The 18,180-nt window shown below is 63.4% G+C and carries 18 protein-coding genes; 9 read left to right on the forward strand and 9 right to left on the reverse strand.

Annotated features, from left to right (window positions below):
* Positions 1-238: 238 nt before the first annotated feature.
* The 3 genes from BLS41_RS22525 to BLS41_RS22535 all read left to right on the forward strand — a co-directional run bounded on the left by BLS41_RS22525 (position 239) and on the right by BLS41_RS22535 (position 3,192).
* Complete coding sequence (locus BLS41_RS22525; RefSeq protein WP_074768840.1) at positions 239-1,678, forward strand: MFS transporter; 1,440 nt, start codon at positions 239-241, stop codon at positions 1,676-1,678.
* A gap of 35 nt (positions 1,679-1,713) precedes the next feature.
* Entirely contained in the window at positions 1,714-2,148 is a 435-nt protein-coding gene (locus BLS41_RS22530; RefSeq protein WP_074768842.1) for a GNAT family N-acetyltransferase, read from the forward strand.
* Between the two features lie 369 nt (positions 2,149-2,517).
* Positions 2,518-3,192, forward strand: a complete 675-nt coding sequence (locus BLS41_RS22535; RefSeq protein WP_074768844.1) for a cation diffusion facilitator family transporter — start codon at positions 2,518-2,520, stop codon at positions 3,190-3,192.
* 96 nt (positions 3,193-3,288) lie between these two features.
* On the opposite strand, the gene BLS41_RS22540 is transcribed toward BLS41_RS22535, so the two are convergent.
* Both BLS41_RS22540 and BLS41_RS22545 read right to left on the reverse strand, forming a co-directional pair.
* Complete coding sequence (locus tag BLS41_RS22540; RefSeq protein WP_074768846.1) at positions 3,289-4,173, reverse strand: 2OG-Fe(II) oxygenase; 885 nt, start codon at positions 4,171-4,173, stop codon at positions 3,289-3,291.
* A gap of 104 nt (positions 4,174-4,277) precedes the next feature.
* Entirely contained in the window at positions 4,278-4,757 is a 480-nt protein-coding gene (locus tag BLS41_RS22545) for a nuclear transport factor 2 family protein (RefSeq protein WP_074768849.1), read from the reverse strand.
* A gap of 246 nt (positions 4,758-5,003) precedes the next feature.
* Between BLS41_RS22545 and BLS41_RS22550 the strand changes: the two genes are divergently transcribed.
* From BLS41_RS22550 to BLS41_RS22560, 3 genes are all read left to right on the forward strand, one after another.
* Positions 5,004-5,306, forward strand: coding sequence for a type 2 periplasmic-binding domain-containing protein (locus BLS41_RS22550; protein ID WP_253189734.1), 303 nt, complete (start codon positions 5,004-5,006; stop codon positions 5,304-5,306).
* 225 nt (positions 5,307-5,531) lie between these two features.
* A complete protein-coding gene (locus tag BLS41_RS22555) occupies positions 5,532-6,155 on the forward strand; it encodes a hypothetical protein (protein WP_253189735.1) in 624 nt (207 codons plus the stop codon).
* 125 nt (positions 6,156-6,280) lie between these two features.
* Positions 6,281-7,630, forward strand: coding sequence for a DUF2325 domain-containing protein (locus BLS41_RS22560; protein WP_074768855.1), 1,350 nt, complete (start codon positions 6,281-6,283; stop codon positions 7,628-7,630).
* A gap of 49 nt (positions 7,631-7,679) precedes the next feature.
* Here BLS41_RS22560 and BLS41_RS22565 read toward each other — a convergent pair whose 3' ends face one another.
* The 3 genes from BLS41_RS22565 to BLS41_RS22575 all read right to left on the reverse strand — a co-directional run bounded on the left by BLS41_RS22565 (position 7,680) and on the right by BLS41_RS22575 (position 9,313).
* Positions 7,680-8,075, reverse strand: a complete 396-nt coding sequence (locus tag BLS41_RS22565; protein WP_253189736.1) for a winged helix-turn-helix domain-containing protein — start codon at positions 8,073-8,075, stop codon at positions 7,680-7,682.
* A gap of 49 nt (positions 8,076-8,124) precedes the next feature.
* Positions 8,125-8,667, reverse strand: a complete 543-nt coding sequence (locus tag BLS41_RS22570; protein WP_074771120.1) for a nitrogen fixation protein NifQ — start codon at positions 8,665-8,667, stop codon at positions 8,125-8,127.
* A gap of 157 nt (positions 8,668-8,824) precedes the next feature.
* Positions 8,825-9,313, reverse strand: coding sequence for a molybdopterin-dependent oxidoreductase (locus tag BLS41_RS22575; RefSeq protein ID WP_074768859.1), 489 nt, complete (start codon positions 9,311-9,313; stop codon positions 8,825-8,827).
* A 207-nt stretch (positions 9,314-9,520) separates the two neighbouring features.
* Here BLS41_RS22575 and BLS41_RS22580 point away from each other — a divergent pair, with 207 nt between their 5' ends.
* From BLS41_RS22580 to BLS41_RS22590, 3 genes are all read left to right on the forward strand, one after another.
* Complete coding sequence (locus BLS41_RS22580) at positions 9,521-10,447, forward strand: NHL repeat-containing protein (protein ID WP_074768861.1); 927 nt, start codon at positions 9,521-9,523, stop codon at positions 10,445-10,447.
* Positions 10,448-10,529: 82 nt separating this feature from the next.
* On the forward strand, positions 10,530-11,420 hold the full coding sequence (locus BLS41_RS22585; protein WP_074768863.1) for an extracellular solute-binding protein: 891 nt from the start codon (positions 10,530-10,532) through the stop codon (positions 11,418-11,420).
* Between the two features lie 12 nt (positions 11,421-11,432).
* The gene (locus BLS41_RS22590; RefSeq protein ID WP_074768865.1) at positions 11,433-13,277 is read left to right on the forward strand and encodes an ABC transporter ATP-binding protein/permease; all 1,845 of its coding nucleotides are present in this window, start codon (positions 11,433-11,435) and stop codon (positions 13,275-13,277) included.
* Positions 13,278-13,299: 22 nt separating this feature from the next.
* Here BLS41_RS22590 and BLS41_RS22595 read toward each other — a convergent pair whose 3' ends face one another.
* From BLS41_RS22595 to BLS41_RS22610, 4 genes are all read right to left on the reverse strand, one after another.
* Entirely contained in the window at positions 13,300-14,742 is a 1,443-nt protein-coding gene (locus BLS41_RS22595; RefSeq protein ID WP_074768867.1) for a nicotinate phosphoribosyltransferase, read from the reverse strand.
* 151 nt (positions 14,743-14,893) lie between these two features.
* Complete coding sequence (locus tag BLS41_RS22600) at positions 14,894-15,457, reverse strand: methyltransferase family protein (RefSeq protein WP_253189807.1); 564 nt, start codon at positions 15,455-15,457, stop codon at positions 14,894-14,896.
* A 346-nt stretch (positions 15,458-15,803) separates the two neighbouring features.
* Entirely contained in the window at positions 15,804-17,009 is a 1,206-nt protein-coding gene (locus BLS41_RS22605; RefSeq protein WP_074768871.1) for a CpaE/TadZ family protein, read from the reverse strand.
* Between the two features lie 71 nt (positions 17,010-17,080).
* The gene (locus BLS41_RS22610; RefSeq protein ID WP_216350615.1) at positions 17,081-17,407 is read right to left on the reverse strand and encodes a hypothetical protein; all 327 of its coding nucleotides are present in this window, start codon (positions 17,405-17,407) and stop codon (positions 17,081-17,083) included.
* Positions 17,408-18,180: the final 773 nt, after the last annotated feature.

An 18,180-nucleotide genomic window follows, 5' to 3' on the forward strand; every position in this document is an offset into this window, starting at 1 on the left:
CGATTCAGTCCTGACGATGCACTGTCACGCGATCACCGCCTCGCGTGCGCCTCAATCTCCGTTTAAATCCAAGCCAGTTAGCACGCTGCAATCCCGTCGCACGTCCGCCTGCACGGACGCCGGAAATACGTTATCGAAAGGTAGTCGCAAGAATCATGATGTTCACTTCACCGCGCGCAATCCGTCGCCACGCCCGCCACTTCGCCGCCCCCGTCCTCGTTGCACCGAGGGCCGCGCAATGACCGGCGGCAACACACGCAATTCGCATGTCGGCTGGCTGCCGTATATCGTCGCGGCCACTTTCTTCATGGAATATCTCGACACCACGGTGATTGCCACCGCGCTGCCGCAGATGGCGCACTCGTTCGGCGTCGGCCCCAACAGTCTCAGTCTCGGCATGACCGCCTACATGCTGGCGCTGGCGATCTTCATCCCGGCCAGCGGCTGGGTCGCCGACCGCTGCGGCTCGCGCACGGTGTTCTTCAGCGCGATCGGCGTGTTCACGGTGGCGTCGGTGCTGTGCGGACTGTCGCAGAACGTGTTCGAGTTCACCGCCGCGCGACTGCTGCAAGGCATCGGCGGCGCGATGATGGTGCCGGTGGGCCGGCTGATCGTGGTCCGCAGCACCGAGAAGAGCAAGATGATGCAGGCGATCTCGACCATCACATGGCCCGCAATTGCGGCGCCGGTGGTCGGGCCGCCGGTGGGCGGCTTCATCACCACTTACGCGTCGTGGCGCTGGATCTTCCTGCTGAACGTGCCGTTCGGCCTCGCCGCGATGGCGATCGCGCTTGCGCTGGTGCCGAACCTGCGCGGCACCGACCGCAAACCGCTCGACGTGGTCGGCCTGCTGCTCAGCGGCACCACGCTGACGGCGATTCTCTACGGCGCCGAACTCGCGAGCCAGCCGGGCACCAATCCGTGGATTGCGGGAGCCGTGATCGTCGGCGGATTGCTGATGGGCGTGGTCACGTTCCAGCACGCGAAGCATCATCCGTATCCGCTGATCGATGTGTCGACGCTGAAGATTCCGACCTTCTCCGTCACCGTCGTGACCGGGTCGTTCACGCGCATCGGCATCGGCGCGGTGCCTTATCTGATGCCGCTGCTGTTCCAGGTGGGCTTCGGATTGTCCGCGTTCCGCTCGGGCCTGCTGCTGCTCGCGAGCGCGCTCGGCAACCTCGGCATGAAGGCGTTGACCACGCGCATTTTGCGACGCTATGGTTTCCGCATGGTGTCGATCATCGACGTCACCGTGGCCGGGATTTTCATCATCGCGTGCGGGCTGCTGACGCCGGACGTGCCGCTCGCGTTCGTGCTGATCGTGGTGTTCGTGTACGGCGTGGCGCGCTCGATGCAATTCTCGACGCTCGCCACACTCGCCTACGCCGACGTCGCGCAGCCGCAGATGAGCGCGGCCAGCACGTTGTGGAGCGCCGCCGCGCAGATGACGATCGGTCTGGGCATCGCCTTCGGCGCGGTGTCGTTGCGCGCAGCCGCATTCTTCAACGGCGAAACGACGGGTCGCGTCTTTACGCTCGACGACTTCCGCCTCGCGTTTCTGTTTGCCGGTGTGCTGACGCTGGTGTCGGTGTTCGGCTACATGGGCCTTGCGCGCGATGCCGGGCAGAGCATCGGCGGCGGCTCGCGCGGCAGCGAAGGTCCGGCGAAAGGCTGAAGGTTTTTTTATCGACGCATCACACGGGGGACGGAATGCAAACGCGTGAACTGACGATATCGGACGATAAGAGTGCGCTCGACATCGAGATGGTTTATACGTTTCTATCCCAGCAAACGGCCTGGGCCAAGGGGATGCCGCGCGATACGTTCGAGCGGGCCGTCGCCGGCTCGCTATGTTTCGGCGGATATCTCGACGGCACGCAGATCGCGTTCGCGCGCGTCATCACCGACTCGGCGACTTTCGCGTACCTGTGCGACGTTTTCGTGCTGCCGGAGTATCGCGGACAAGGTCATGCATCCGCGCTGCTGAAGCACGTATTTGCCAGCCCCATGCTGAAGGGGCTGCGACGAATCGTGCTGGTCACGAGCGACGCGCATCACGTGTATGAACCGCATGGCTTCACGCAACTGGCGAACCCGGAGCGTTATATGGAGTTGCACAAGCCGGACGTTTATCAGGCGGCTTGAGCGGCGGCAGCGGCTTCCAGACTGGGTGGAAAGACTGGACGAAAGACCCGCGATAACCGCACTCGGTCTGCGAACTGCGGCTACCTTGTGCGGCCTACACACGCATCCCACGCATCCCACGCATCCCGCCGCTTGTCTCTCGCGCCAGCAGCGCACAAACCTGGCCAATACCCCCGATGCAAGCGCCCTAATGGACGCATCCCCCGCGCATCCCCACTGCGCACCAATCATGACGATCCCCCCGCTGTCATCGGACTGCAACTTTCGGCAGGTAACTTGCTGCGACAAACAGAAACCGTTCCCAGCCCATGCCCCAGTCTATCGAGCGTGACAGCCGCCACCGCCGTGCAGTTCTGAGCGGCGGCCACCTTGTTTAAGGCCGCCTCCGCCAGCGCGCTGCTCAACGCGTTTCTCTCGTCGATGCAAATCGCGCTCGGCCTCACCGCGAATTCGGACGGACTGTTCGCCGACGGCATCCACACCCTGAGCGACCTCGCCGCCGACGCCGTCGTGCTGATCGTGCTGTACCTCAGCGCAAGACACGTAAGCGCGAAAGCGCGCAACGGACGCAACCCCCACCATGCACACAACGCCGACAACAGCGTCGAGCAATCGCTCGCGTCGCTGTTCATCGCGGCGGTACTGATCGTCACGGCAATGGAAATGCTGTGGAGCAGCGCATCGCAGACATCGACGTTGACCGGCAGCACCGCCATGCATATCGGTGCGCTCGCGGTCAGCAGCTTCGTCATGGTGACCAAGGAAACGCTGTTTCGCTACCTGCGCGCGGAAAGCCGCCGCACCGGTTCGTCGCTGTTGATGGCAAGCGCGATGCACGCACGCGTCGACGCGGTGTCGGCGCTCGTTGCGACGTTGGGTCTCGCCGGCAGCCTCGCCGGTTTGCCGATGCTGGATCAGATCGCGGGCGCGGCAATCGGCCTGATGATCATGCGGATGGGATACGCCACAGGCCGCAGCGCATTGAAGCAGTTGTTCGCGGGTTCGTCGACTGGCAATGCCGCCGCCGGTCAGACAGCCGATTAACGCGAACAGGCGGGTGGAAGAGACGCGATGTGCGCGTCGATGAAAGCATCGATTAGCGAACGAAAACGCGCATGAACAGGCGCATGAGCAGGCGCATCAATAAGCACGCTCACGCATCCACTTCGTCATGATCCACTTGTCGCCGTCGAGCACCGGCGCGCCGCCATGCAGGGTCAGCGGATCAAGTTGACGCTGGCCGTTCAGATAGCGGAAGTACACCGCCCCGCCCTTGTTCGCCGCCACCGACATGCCCGCTTCAGGAAAAATCGTTTCGCCGCCGTCAGGAACGTCGTTCAGATAGATCACGAGCGTTGCCACGCGCTGGCCGCCCTGCGCGGTATGCACGGCGCTGCCGGGTTGGTCGGGCGGAAAATAATCGAAATGCGGGCGATACTCGCCGGTCGTGCCGTAGTGCAGGATCTGCAAACCTTCGCCATTTTCGACCGGCCAGTTCATCAGCGCCGCGATACGCCTGTCGAGTTTCTCGATGAACTCGTCTTCGCCACGCTGATACCAGATGCCTTCGCTGGTCCGGTTGCGGATCACATCCTCCTTGCCGGTGGCGGGATTGACCGTGGTAGACCGTTTCAGCCGATGCCGAGAGCGCTCGATCATCTCGTCGCACTCTTGCGCCGACAGCACGTCGGCGAACACGATCACCTGCGGGCGCTCGCAACGCATCAGCACGCGGACATCGCGATCATGCGCGCGGATCACGTTGCCGCGCGCGACCGGCGGATCGTCGTATTGATAGGTTTGAGGAACCGCCTCGGCGAGCACCGCTTCGGTTGCGTTCATCGCCGAAACAGAAGCCGACACCGCATCCGCCGGATCACGGCCAAACGCGTTATGTACTGCGACGCTCGCGGCATTGGCGGAGAAACCCGCGCCGACCATCGATTCGATCATCGACTCGGGACTGCAACCGCGCGTCACGTTGCTGCTCAGCCACTCTTCCCACGCGGCATCGACTACTGGCATGGCTTTCCTCGCTGGTCTGCCTGAAGAAATACGAAGCTAACCGGTTCAATCATAACAAGTGCAACACGGCGCTCCGTGCAACGGATCCGCCCCGCTCACCCCGTTCAGTCTCGCGTTTCCCGATTGCGATACAGCGCGAGACCCCGGCGCGCCTGTGCTCGGATTGCGCGCTGCACGAGCGGCGACCAGCCGAGCAACGTGCCCCGCAGGCCCATTGCCTGGCGCAGCCATTGGTAGAGGCTGAAGTTGTCGCGATGCTCGACGATCAGACCGTCGCGAAACACGAAACGGGCATCGATCTCGTTGATCACCTGACGCCCGGTCTGGCTGAACAGATAGCTCGCCACCCAATGCGCGCGGCCGGTCTGGTCGTCGGCTTCGACGCCGCCGAACGTCAGCGAAAACGCCTGCGCGCGCGCCACCAGCAGGCGCCACATGTCGCGCGCCTCGTCGCCGCGAAGCTCGCCGAAAGCGGGATCGCTGAAGACGACGTCGTCGGCATAGCAGGCGATCATGGTCTCGGCATCGCGGCGCTGGAAGGCGGTGTAAAAACGTTCGATCAGGTCGGTGTTCGGATGGCTCATTGTTGTCGTGTGGTGCGTTGCCAGGATGCCGCAAGACGCGGCTGGAAAAAGCGTTCGCCCGCATTTTACGGCGAGCTTGCAGCACACGATATCGGAAAACGGCGCAAACCGGGCACGTCTCGGTGATGTCGCTCACTATCTGCTCGACTCCGCCTACGTGAGCCCGCCGATGCCGGTCGACGACGGTATCCAGGCCGCCACCGTGCCGCGACCGGTTCGTTATCGCGATGCATCAGGCTCGCGCAGTTGCGGGACCCATGTTTCGTGCCGCCGGAACAGAAAGCGGGCACTTTCGAACTCGCGCGACGCGGGCGCTGCTCCACCCGGCTCGGCCCGCCCCCCCCCAGCACGCTCGCGGCGGTGCTCGCGTGCTTGTCGCCCGGCGGGTACGTGGCGGTCGGTCCGCATACGCTCGCCGGCCGCATCGCGTTGCCGGGGGCCGGCACGCCGATCCCGTCGGAAATCACGATTGCGTTCCGAAAATACGAACGGGCACCGGCCGTCAAAGCGTTTCTCGACTTCGCCCGACGCCCCGAAACCGCTACCTGAAACCCTTCCCACACCGCGCTTACTCCTTCCCGGTTCAACACACCGCTCGCCTTTCGTTATATCCTGTCGAATATCACGGTAGGCTTCGTAGAGCCCGGAAAGCCCGTATTTATTGGCTTTTCGGCCCGCGCGCATCCCGTGCGGCGAAGCAAAACAGACCAGCAGGAGCCAGCAGCAGTGCGCAGTCGATCCCCTTTATCCGATCCCGCCAGGCGCGGTCGACAGGTGGCAAACGAGATTTCGTCGACCATCGTCGCCGTGAAATCAGCGTCCGAACGCGGCCGGGCCGAGTCGATCCGCGATGTGGTCGACGCGTACCGGCGCCTTTACGGCAGCGTGCAGCGCTTCGTGCTGATGCTGACCGGCGACCAGTTGAATTTCGCGGCGGTCGGCACGACCGGCTCGCACTCGCTGAACCAGTTGCTGTCGATCCTCGCCGACCACGCAAAAGCGGCGTCCTTCGCGCGTTTGCGCGACCTGAAAGCCGCCATCGAAGACGCCCGTTCCGCCGAGCAACTGCGCGACGCGATTTTCTCGGACGCCTCCAGCAACGATGTGTCCGCGTTGCGCAAGGTCGTGACGGAACTCGAACGGCTCGACGCCACCTTCGTCGGACTGTGCGTCGGGCATGTGCTGGAACAGCATGCCCGCGCGGATAGCAGCGACGCAGCGGCAGGCGCGGCTCGACTCACACTTGCCCGAGCCCGACGACGCGCCACGGCGACAGCGACGAACGCGGCGGGCAAGCTGCCGGGTGCATCCGTCAGCGCTAGCGCCGGTGTCGAAGCCACCGCGAGGCCGCGCAAAGCGCGCACCGTCGAACCCGAGCTTGCGCGCTTACCCGACTAATCGACATGGCCGCTTATGAGCGCTTTTTTTTACCGCCCGCTATATCCGCTGATATATATCGACGGTACGGCAAACGCGCACGGCCGACACAACCTGCCTGACGCCGAACCGGATTCGAGGTCATCATGAACACGCCCCCGTTTCGTCTCGCCCAGCCGTCACGTCTGAAACTCTCCGGCGACGAACTCGCCGGCACAGGCCTGAGCAGCGTCGCCGATCCTTGCTGCACGCCCGTCAAGGCATCGCTGACAAACACCAAACGGCGCGCCCGCCTGTCCGAGCTTGACGGGCATCTGCATTGCTCGATCATCGGCACCTGTCTGAGCACGCACGAGTTGCGCAAGCTGGTGCCCCGATTCACCGGACTCGACCGCCGCGACGCGAGCGATCTGGAGATTCATCACTCGGCGGTCGAACTGGCGATCGAAGGCGGCGCGGCCGCCAAGGCGCTCCACAAGCTGCTGGACGAGCACTATGCGGGCGCGGTGCGCCGTTTCGACAAGGCCGCCGACGACGTCGATCTTCTCAAGCTCTGGGACGAAGCGCTGAAAAACGGCGACATCCCCCCGGCATATTGGGCCTTGATGACGCATCCGTTTGCGACCATGCCGGTTCGTCAGAAGGCGTTCGGCGACTTGCACATGCTGTCGCACCTGGTCGGCGCGGCCAATCGCGCGGATATTCGCCGGCTGGTCGCGCTGGAAGAAGAAAACGCCGCGCTGAAGGAAAAAGTGGAGCGGCAACAAGTCCGTCTGCGTGAACTCGGCACGCAGCACGAAGCGACGATTGCTGCACTGAACGAACAGATCGCGCAGACCTCTCGCCCGCGTCTCGTCGATGCCGTTGCCGGTGACGTCGAAGCGGAAATGCAACGTCTGCGCGACAGACTGGACGACGCCGATCAGCGGATCGCGCTGCATACAAGCCGCCGTGAGGCTGCCGAACAACGCACGCTTCAGGAACAGGAAGCCGCGCTTGCGTTACGCAAGAGCCACGATCAGGCGCTGGCGCTGCTCAAGCTGGTGCAAAGCGAATGCGACGCACTGGAACGCGCAACCGTCGATGCCGCGGATGCCGTCAGCGGAACCGGCGCGCGCCGGGCGAGCCTCGACAGCGTGCACGGCAAGCGGATTGTCTACGTGGGCGGGCGGCCTGGTTCGAACTCGGCGCTCAAGCGTCTGGTGGAAGCGGCCGGCGGCGATCTGGTGGTGCACGACGGCGGCGTCGAAGACCGTAAAGGGCTGCTTGCCGCTGCGCTGCCGGGGGCGGATATCGTCGTGTTTCCAGTGGACTGCATCGACCACGATTCGATGAATACGCTCAAGCGGGTTTGCGAGCGGCATCAGATCGACTATCACCCGTTGCGCACCGCGAGCGTGGCGAGCTTCGTCGAGTTGATGGCCCGGCTGCATCCCGAGCATCTCGCTCAACTTGGCACTGCGCCGCCCTCGGCGTTCTGTTTGCGGCACGGTTGAGTGCGTGGCGCGGTGAGCCGCCGCGCACCGTCGCCGAAACGTTTGACCTCTAGCGGATCAGCCGCGTCAACTCGGCGATCTGCTTCGCGCAACTGCGCTGCGCTTCTTCTTCGACATCGCGATACAAACGGACGATGGTCTCGCCCACCGGCGTGAGCGTGCAGCCGCCGCCACTTTGGCCGCCCTGCTCCGAATGCGTGGCCGGAGATTTGAGCGAGCGGTTCAACTCGTCGATCAGCAGCCACGCTCGACGGTACGACATGTCGAGGCTCCGCGCCGCCGCCGAAATCGAACCGTGTTCGCGCACGGCTTCAAGCAGGTCCACTTTGCCGGGCCCGAGCGCGACCGCGTCGCCATTTCGGATACGCATTCTGAAGCGCACTTCAGGGCGTGTTTTAGGCGATTTCGACGCCGGTGCGGGTTTGGTTTTGAGGGTGTCAGCCATGCGCGAAAGCATACACGAACGGCCTCGCGCTGCCATCCTGGCCGAACGGCTACGGGCGTTGCTGCGGGAAGCAGTGGGCGTAGTCTTCGCAGCCCGGACAGCCGGGTGCGGGACCGGGCGCGAGACCCAACGAAAGCGCACGTTGCCCTGCGAGGAATTTTTTCCAGCGAAGGTTCGCGACATTCAACGCAACGAGTGTCGGGAAATAGCGCGTCAACATCCACGTGACTTCGTCGCGGCCGGCCAGGCCGAGGTCGCGCCACAGATGATCGGGACGCAAACAGGCGTGGGCGATGATGGTAGCGAGATCGCGTGCGTCTCCGGCATCGACGGCGGGGTTTGCGTGGGTCAGCAATACCGCGTGAAGGGTGCGGACGAAATCGGCGTGAACTTGCACGGCGGTGTCCGTTGTAAGCGGTGACGCAGGTGCGGCTGCGCGCGCGAAATGCCGCGAAAGCAGCGCGCCCCACTCACCCGGTTGCAGGCCGAGCAGCGCAAGTTCGTGGCGCACGTCACGCTCGGCGATCAGTTTGGCGAACAGTTGGGTGTCGGCGGAATTCGCGTTGCCTGCTGCGCGCAACCACTTCTCCATGCACGCGGCAACTTGCGGATCGGTCGGCCAAACTAACGGCCCGGCCACGGCAAACGCGGCGGATCCAGCAGCAGATTCGAATGAAAGCGGATCGTCAGACATGAACAGACGCGGCGAAAAACAAAGGCTCATATTAAGCCCGCGTCACGCCAGCGCGCTAACCCAACGGCGCGAGAACCTGCGCCTCGATCCGCGCAAGCCGCTTGACGTGGCGAGGCGCAGGCAAAATGTCCGAACCCGAGAACAGAATCGGCGCGCCGTCCTGCGCATCCAGCGCGCGGCCGCCGCACTCGTAAGCGACCAGCACGCTCTCGCCGACCGGCGTATTGAAAAGTTCATGCCACGAGAACGTCACGACATAGCCGTCGTGCCCCACGGCGACGAACACGGTTCGCTTGAACTCACCTGGAATGGCGTTGGGCAGACCCGCTTCCTCGATCAGCGTAGTCAGTCGCACCCCGCGATACGGCTCAACGCTGCGAATAAACCGGTTGGTCGTATAGCAGCGCAGATCGAACGGCGTCGCGACGATGCTTTCGTAGCGCCGCAGTTGATCAAGCCCGATCGACAGCGAACGCTGGAACCCCCCGCTCAGGACAAGCGCGCCGTCGACGGCGGGCGCGGCAATCACATTCACAGTATCCATAGACGGTTATCTCCTGCATCGACGCGTAATGCGGTCTGTTCATTCGCTATACCCGTGTGTATATTACGCTGCGCTGGCGGCATCGGTAGGCAACTGCGCCGATACGCAATATATCGCCGCGCATATCGGCAACCGGACCGGCCTCCGCATTGAGCGCCGGCGGCACGAGCATGTGCGGCACACGGCCGACGCCGTTCAGGAGATCCCATGCGCCTCTCACTTTCGCTGCAACGCACCGCCCGCCTCGCGCTCGCGACCTGCGGTCTGATCGCCGCACTGACCGGATGCGCCGGCAACAAGCCCGCGAACGCGCCGCAGCGTGTGCCGGTGAGCGCGACAGCGAACGGCATCGCGGTGCGCGTCGCGGACGGCGCCGTCTTCATCACCGACGATCAGGCCAGCAGCGTGCTGGCGTCGTCCGACGCGCACGCTTTTGCGCACTTCGCGAGCGTGCCAACCGTTTCGGGTCAGCCGACCGGCCTGAGCCAGTTGAGTTTCACCGACGACGGCCTGCTGATGATCGCGCGCTTCGGCTTCGGCACGGCGAGCGCGGTATTCGGCATCGCGGGCGCGGATCAGATCACCGCATTCACCGGCCCCGATCCGTTGCGCCGCCGCCTCGGTCTGATCTCCATCGGCTCGAACCGCTTACTGTCGACATGGTTCATCAAGAACGGCAGCAATCCGCCGCAAGGCGCGCTGAGCCTGATCACCTACGATCCGGCCACGCATGCCGCAGTGGAACGCGATCTGCTGACGGGCCTCGGCAAACCGGTCGGCATCGCGACTTCGGGCGACACCGTTTATATCTCGGATCAGGCGAACAACAACATCGTCTCGGCAAATCTGAGCACGTTGCTTAGCGCACCCCAGCCCGTCACGCTGCGCACGGTGTTCGCGCAGATCGACGGGCCTGACCTGATGGCCGACGGACCCGACGGTGCGCTCTACACGAAATGCAACGCCACCGGTTTATGCCGCGTCGCGCGGGACGGCACCGTCAGCGTCCTCGCCAACGACTTGCAGAACGCGCGCGGCGTAGCCGTCGACGCATTGCGCGGCAGGCTGTACGTGATCGACCGCGCGAGCCATAGCGGCAACACCAGCACGCTGCGCATCTTCCCGCTCAAGTAATGCATCACGTGCCACATCGCCACCCAACCTGACGCAATGGCGTCGTAATATATCGCTCTTCATAACGTATCGGGGTTTTCGCATGATTCGCAAGCTGCTCGCCTCTCTCGTCGCTCCTGTCGTCGCTGTCACCTGTGTCGTGACGGCCGCGCCCGCCTTCGCGCAGGACAACACGGTCAACGTGCTGTACGCCGGCTCGCTCGTCAACCTGATGGAGCGCAGCATCGGCCCCGCGTTCGAGAAGGCCACCGGCCAGCATTTCCGCGGCTATGCGGCGGGTTCGAACAAGATCGCCAACGAGATCAAGGGCAAGCTGCGTCGCGGTGACGTGTTCATCAGCGCAAGTCCGAAGGTCAACACCGGCTTGATGGGCGAAGCGAATGGCGATCACGTCACGTGGTACGTGAATTTCGCCGAGTCGCCGTTGATGATCGGCTATAACCCGCAGAGCAAATTCGCGTCGCAATTCAAGAGCAAGCGTTGGGATCAGGTGTTGCAGGAGCCCGGTATCCGTATCGGCCGGACCGATCCGAAGCTCGATCCGAAGGGCGCGTTCACCGTCGAGATGATGACGAAGGCGGCGGACCTTTATCATCAGCCGGACCTGGTCGAGAAGACCCTCGGCGCGGCGGAAAATCCCGAACAGGTGCTGCCTGAGGAAACGCTGGTTGGCCGCCTGCAATCCGGTCAGCTCGATGCCGGCTTCTTCTACTCGACCGAAACCTCGGACCTGAAGATTCCGGCGATTCGCCCGGCGCCTGAATTGCAGGCCAAGGCCAGCTACACGCTGACGATTCTCAACGACGCGCCGAATCGCACCGGTGCGGTCAGCTTCGTCGATTTCCTGTTGAGCGAACAAGGCCGCACGCTGCTCAAGCAACACGGCGTGGACGTCGTCAAACCGACTGTAAGCGGTAGCGTGCAGGCGATCCCGCCGTCGGTGCAAGCCGTGATCGACGCCGCCAACCAGTAACGCAAGCTGCTGGTGAAACGCGCTGCCGCGCGACCGCTGCTGTGGCTGGCGGCGCTCCTCGCTGTCTATCTGTGCGCTCCGTTTATCGCGAGCGTGCCGCAACTCGGCACCGCCGACTGGGCGAACGTCGACTGGCGCGCGACGTGGTCGGCGGTCGGGGTATCGGCTGCGAGCGCGACGGTCGCGTCGTTCGTGATTCTGCTCGGCGGTGTGCCGCTCGGCTATTTCCTCGCGCGCTCGAACTCGCGGAAGATGGCGCTGCTCGGCTTCGTCGTGCAGTTGCCGCTTGCGCTACCGCCGCTGACCAGCGGCGTGCTGCTGCTGTTTCTGCTGGGACCGTATAGCTGGATTGGACGCCTCACCGGCGGCATGTTGACGGACTCGTTCGCGGGCATCGTGCTCGCGGAAGTCTTCGTGGCCGCGCCGTTTCTGATCATCGCCGCGAAGTCCGCGTTCGCCGCCGTCGATCCGGTTCTCGACGACGTCGCCGCCACGCTCGGCCATCACGCGAACAGCCGCTTCTTTCGCGTGATGCTGCCGGTGGCGTGGCCCGCGATCCGCGCCGGACTCGCGCTCGCGTGGCTGCGCGCGTTCGGCGAATTCGGCGCGACGGTGATGGTCGCCTATCACCCGTATTCGTTGCCGGTCTATACCTACGTGGTATTCGGCGGCCAGGGGCTGCCGGCGATGATGCCGCTGCTGCTGCCCACGCTGGCGATCGCCATTGTGTGCGCGGCGTTGTCGATTTACAGCTTGCGGCAAAAATCGGGCTCCGCCGACCTCACCGAAAACGGCGATGACGCGCTCGACGCGGCACGTTCCGCCGACCTCACCGCGAGCCGCGGCGACACCAGCGATCTGCGTCTCGCCTTTCACTTGCGCCGTCAATTGGGCGCATTCGACCTCGACCTTGCGTGGTCGCCCGCGACGCGACGCCTTGCGATCATCGGCCCGTCCGGCTCGGGAAAATCGTTGGCGCTGCGGCTGATCGCGGGCCTCGAATCGAATGAAGCGTGCCATGTGCGGCTAGGCCCGACCGACCTGCACACGCTGCCGCCAGAGCGTCGGCAAATCGGCTATATGCCGCAGGATTACGGGCTGTTCCCGCATATGAACGTCGCGCGGCAACTCGCTTTTCCCGCCGATGCCGACCCCGCCAGTGCACGTTACTGGCTCGATCACCTGGGCCTTTCGCCACTTGTCGCACGCTTGCCGCATCAGTTGTCGTTCGGTCAGCGGCAACGGGTTGCGCTTGCGCGCGCGTTGACGCGTCACAGCGAACTGCTGCTATTCGACGAGCCGTTCGCCGCGCTGGATACGCCACGGCGACGTCTGTTGCAGCAATCGCTCAGAGCGTTGCAGCGCGAGATTTCGGCGGTGACGATCATCGTCACGCACGATCCCGACGAGGCCGCGTTGCTCGCCGACGAAGTGCTGGTCGTCGAGCAAGGCCGTGTGTTGCAGGCAGGCGCAATCGATGCGGTATTCGAGCGCCCGGCGTCGATGCGGGTCGCTGCGCTGCTCGGTCTTCACAACGTTGGCGAAGGCTCGATCAGCGCGAATGGACAGGTTGAACTCGCGCGCGGCTTGACGATCGGCGCGGCAGAAAGCGAACCCGCACTCGGTGAAGGAGAGAAAGTGATGTGGCGCGTGTCATCGCGCGCGCTTCGGATTACACCGGACGGTGCTCACGCAGGCCACGTCGATTCAGTCGAATTGCGCCGTGGCGAGCGCTATGTCCGCTTGAATATCGCCGGAATCCGTTTCGATCTTGCCAGCGAGGACAGCCGTTTGCGCGAGGGTTCGGCGTGCCGGATCGATATCGATCCGGCAGGCGTAGCGGTATGGGCGATGTGAACGGTTGAAGGAAGCCTTCGGATCAGGCTTCGCCCGCGTGCGCCCTGCTTCTGATCTCGGCTAGCGACATATCGACCAGCAGCTTGCCGGAATCGAACACCGTCACCAGCGCATCTTCCCAGTCGGCTTCGAGCGTATCGGCGTCCCACGCGAGCGGCAGTGTCGCGGTTCGGTAGTCGCCCGTGCGGCGATTTTTGAGCAATGTCAGGCGCCCTTTCATCGACCGCTTCCCGGCATCGGTGACCGGGTCTTTGCGAACGTCGTGCCATTCGTCGCCGAGACGGATCGCCGAGCATTTCATCGCAAAGCGCTGCGTGTCGCGGTTGATCTGCTGCAACAGCGCGCCGCCCATGCCGAACACGATGTTGTCGGCGGCGAAACCGGCTTCGTCCATCGCGGCGAGAATCGCCTCGATCGAGTCGGGATTCACGCCGTCGCCCTGAATCACGCGCACGTTGTTGAGTACCCGCCGCCCTTTGCCGTTGAGCGCCGAACCGAACGACGCGTCCAGTTCTCGCAGCGTCTGCAACACGATGGTCAACGGATCGCCCGAATCGGGGCGAATCACGAGCATGCCGCCCGAGTCGATCACGGCCTGCTTCAACTCCGTGCCCCACACTTTCAACGCGGCGAACAGGTCGTACGAATCGGACACCACGGAGACGATCGCGCCCGGCTTGCCGAAGCGCGCGATCATGTTGCGGAACGCGTCGGTCTCGCGCTCGCGGCCCCACGACGTGATCGTGCTGTGCTCGGCAGCGGGCACGGAAAAAGCCGCCATCGTGTCGTTGTAATAGTGGTTCGCCGCTGCAACGCCGAGCACCGTGTCGGAGCCCATGAAGCTGACCAGATGCGCCGCGCCGCCAATCGCCGCCGACTCCGCGCTCGACACGCCGCGCGCGCCGAAGTCATGCAGTTTGAACGGCAGTTGCGTGAGATCGTCGCTGCTTTTCTGCAGCGCCGCGCGGATCGTCCCGCGCAAATGCCAGCTTTGCGTCGCCACCGTGATCGGGTACCACACGCGCAACAGCATGGTCTCGAGATACGACGCGAGCCAGAACACTTGCGGGTCGTCGCATTCGACGGTGACCAGCACGTTGTGCGTCGGTACGACCAAACCTTCCGGCACCGCGCGAATCCGCACCGGCAAATAGCCGCCGTACTGATCGACGATATGACGCCAGCCCGCTTCGTTGAACGGCTCGCCATGCGCGGTGAAAAATGCTTTGGCCTGATCGATCATGGCCGGCGTGATGGGCCGGCATAGATATTCCTTCAGCAGCATCTGCAAACCGAAAAACAGCGTGCGGTCGTAGCGGCCGCCGCGCGACTCGATGTATGAAAACATCGCCGACGCCTCGGGCGGATATTGCAGATAGTGCGAGGCCTTATACGAATCCGTATTGAGAATGGGATTGGACAGGATCGACGCGATGTCGTTGAGTCCGCTGACGGCGTTTTGCATGGACGGTGCTGCGCTCACGTAAGTCTCTCGAAGAATAGCCGGTGAGTATCCGGCGAGTAACCGGACGGGTCAGGCTTTTTAACATACACCATCCATCATGGCTGACGTCGACGCGTCGACTACCCGATCGGAACCGGGCCGTCGCGGCTCGTCAAAACACGCCCGGAATCACCCGGAAGCGCACTTTCCTTCGATAAGCGCAGTAGCTTTCGTCATCCGACAGAAGCCGCTCCTCGCGCACGATGCGCCCGATCTGCAACGCGAACTGGCAGCCGTAGACAATCATGTTTTGCACGCCAAAGTTCACCAGCAGAAATCCGACATCGGTGAGGAAATAGCCAAGATACATCGGGTGCCGGATAAAGCGGTACGCGCCGCGCGACACCACGCCGCGATTGGCCGGCAAAATTCCGAACGATCTGCGCAGCGACATCTTCGCGAACAGCTCCCAGAAAATCCCGAGCAGTTGCAGCGCGGCACCGACCGCTTCGGGAATCAGTTGAACGCCGGGCGAAAGCCGCACCGCGAGAAAATAGAATGTGCCGCCGATCGAGCAGATCAACGCAAACGGCGTCCAGTCGCGTCTGATCGGCACACGTGCGAACAGCGCGAGACCCATCGACATGAACACGCCGACTACCAGCAGCAGCAAAGTGATCCGCGTGGGGTCGGCGTGCCACCGCCTGACCGCAGCGTAGGCGAACAGGGCCAGCATCAACGCCGCACCGAGACGCGCGAGAATTTCGATCGACGCCTCGCGCCAGCCGACAGATCCGGGCGACACTTCTTCGCTAACTTTGTGGATTGGCACAGCAGATGTTTCGCCCCTGCTCTCTGCCTCGGCGGATGAGCGGCGTTCGCCGTCCGGTTGCGCGGGCGGATTGGTCCTGGTCATTGAAGACTCGCTTTTTCGATGCGAATTATTGTTTTTCCGGCCGCATCAGGGCAGCCGGACTCTCAGAATTCGCAGCGTAGCAGTCGGATCAGATCACTGTCCACAGCCGCCGGAGCAAGCCCGGCGTGAATGAATCGGCGCCTGATCACGCGTCGTCTTTAGAGGCTCAAACCCCAGGCTTCAGTTGTGGCGGCAAATTCGGCCACGTCGCCAGCAGCCGGCTCAGCATGCTGCCTTTGCGACGTTCGATCACCACCGGCCACAGCATGTCGCCGAGCAGACGGATGCCCTGCGCCAGTGCGCTGTCCCGCGCCGACGTCACGAGCGGCACGCCACGGCTCAGCGCATCGTTGACCTGGCGGTCGTCGCGCGGAAGCTGGTGCGCGACCTTCGCGCCGAGCGTCTTTTCGAGCGTCTGCAGATTGATCTGCGCGTTCTTGTCGTATTGATTCACCACCACGCGCACCTTGCTCGCCGGATAGCCCAACTCCCGGAAAATATCGAGCATGCGCCGCCCGCCGTGCATATAAAGCAGGTTTTGCCGCACGACCATGCAAATCGCATCGCTGTGATCGAGCGCGTGAATGGTCAGCGGATTCAGGCTCTGGCCGACGTCGATCAGCACCGCGTCGTATCGGTCGCGCACCAGCGTCAGAATCTGCTCGAATTGCGCGGGCAGCAGCCCGGCGGCCTTGAGCGGATCGCCCGCCCCTGCCAGCACGTCGAGATTCGGATGAACGTGCATCACGCAAGAGTCGAGCAGCGCGGCGTCGAGGCGCTCGACTTTCGAGCACAGATCAGCGAGCGTCGCGGGCGGCGGCTTGTCGGCCATCAACAGGCTGGCATCGCCGAATTGCTGGCTCAGGTCGATCAGCAATACGCGCCGGTCGCGCTGTGCGGCCAGCGAACAGGCCAGATTGACCGCGATCAGCGTCGTGCCGCTGCCGCCCTTGCTCGACGCCAGCGACACAATCCGGCCTGCGCGGCGCCCGGGTGCATTCTTCTTCGCGTCGATCTGGATCATCGCGTTGGAGATCGCCTGCGAATCGAGCGGCCACGACAGCACGTGCCGTACGCCAACGCGCATCGCCGCGCCGAGCAACGCGGTGGACGGCGACGGCGTCACCAGCACGCAGTGCAGCGACGGCGAACAGGCCAGCGCTTCTTCCACGCCGTCCAGTTCGCGTGCGTTCATTTCGTCGTCATCGATGATCAGAAGATCGGCGCTTTTGATGGCGCGTGCATGCGCGCGCATCTGCTGCGCGCTGCCGTAGGCCGTGCGCAGCCGGTAGCGCACACCGCTCTCTTCAAGACGCGCGACGATGAGTTGCGCGTGTTCGATGCTCGCGGAAATCAGGAAAATGGCGATCATGTCAGGTCTCCGCCGGGCTGAAACCGCCCGCTTGGCGAGGCCACGTCGACTGCGGCCGACGCTTGCGTGAGTTATTCGTCGAAATCGGCGGGATTGTTCCAGCCACCGCGTTCGTCGTTGCGTGTGTTGTTACGGTCGTCGTTGCGTTCCTGCTGGACCGGCATGTCGTACCGATACGCCGTGTCGCGAAGCACTTCGCGCTGAAGTTCCGCCTGCGCCTTGCGCTTGATCTCCTGCGCGATGACCAGCGTGGTCAGATCCACCGGCGGCGCAGCAAAAAGTCGCCGTGACGCGCCGACATGCGGCCGGTAGGAGAGCCCGCTATTACCGTTGAAACTCAGTCGATCCAACGCGCCGATGGCGCTGCCGGCTTCACTGGTTCTGTTAGTTCTGTTCATGACACCCCCCAAAAGATGAGTCCTGACCCTGCCGGGCCACGTCCAGGCGGCCGTGCCCGTGTGAATCCACGGACACGGCTCCCAGTTCACCTCGTATTTGCGCTTCTCTATGGAAGCTATGGCCTGGTTCTCCCCGCTTCTTCGCGCCGGCCGGTCCTGATCCGAGCGCTGAGCTTTCCCCGTCCGGCGCGTTGCCCGCCAACTGCGCGGACGGCGCCTGTCGTTATTACGCGTTATCGCTATTCACTTCGTCACCGTCCTTAAACGACGGAAAAATGGCGATTTAACGCTTTACATCGTCCAGCCGCGAATGATCGAAAATTTTTTACCGATCATTCGTGCCGTTTTATTCGACATTCTTTTTAAGTTGGCCCCGCCGCTTCCTCGCAAGACACATTGGCCTCCCGACCGTGCTTACGACATCCCGCGAATATCTATCGAATCTCCGTGCATTGAATTTCATGCATCGGATTCCGTGTTGGCCGCCGGTATGTTTCCCCGTATTACCCCGTGCTGTGGACCGGTCGGCAAACGCATCCGCTGTGAATCTCTTATTGCAACGGCTATGCCATGCGGCGCAAAACCTTATCCACCGTAAGCCTGGTTACGCCAGAGAGTTAAATCAGTCGATTGACGCCGCGCTTTGATTCGTCCGTGAGACGTGATCGCATCCGCCTTTAGCGCGCCGCAACATAAACGGGTGCTGCGCGTGCGGGCGGTGTAATCGACCGTCATCCCACTGGCTATGGATTACGCTGGGGCCAGGTCAAATG

It is taken from the genome of Paraburkholderia fungorum, assembly GCF_900099835.1.
In the GTDB taxonomy this organism is placed as follows: Bacteria; Pseudomonadota; Gammaproteobacteria; order Burkholderiales; family Burkholderiaceae; genus Paraburkholderia; species Paraburkholderia fungorum_A.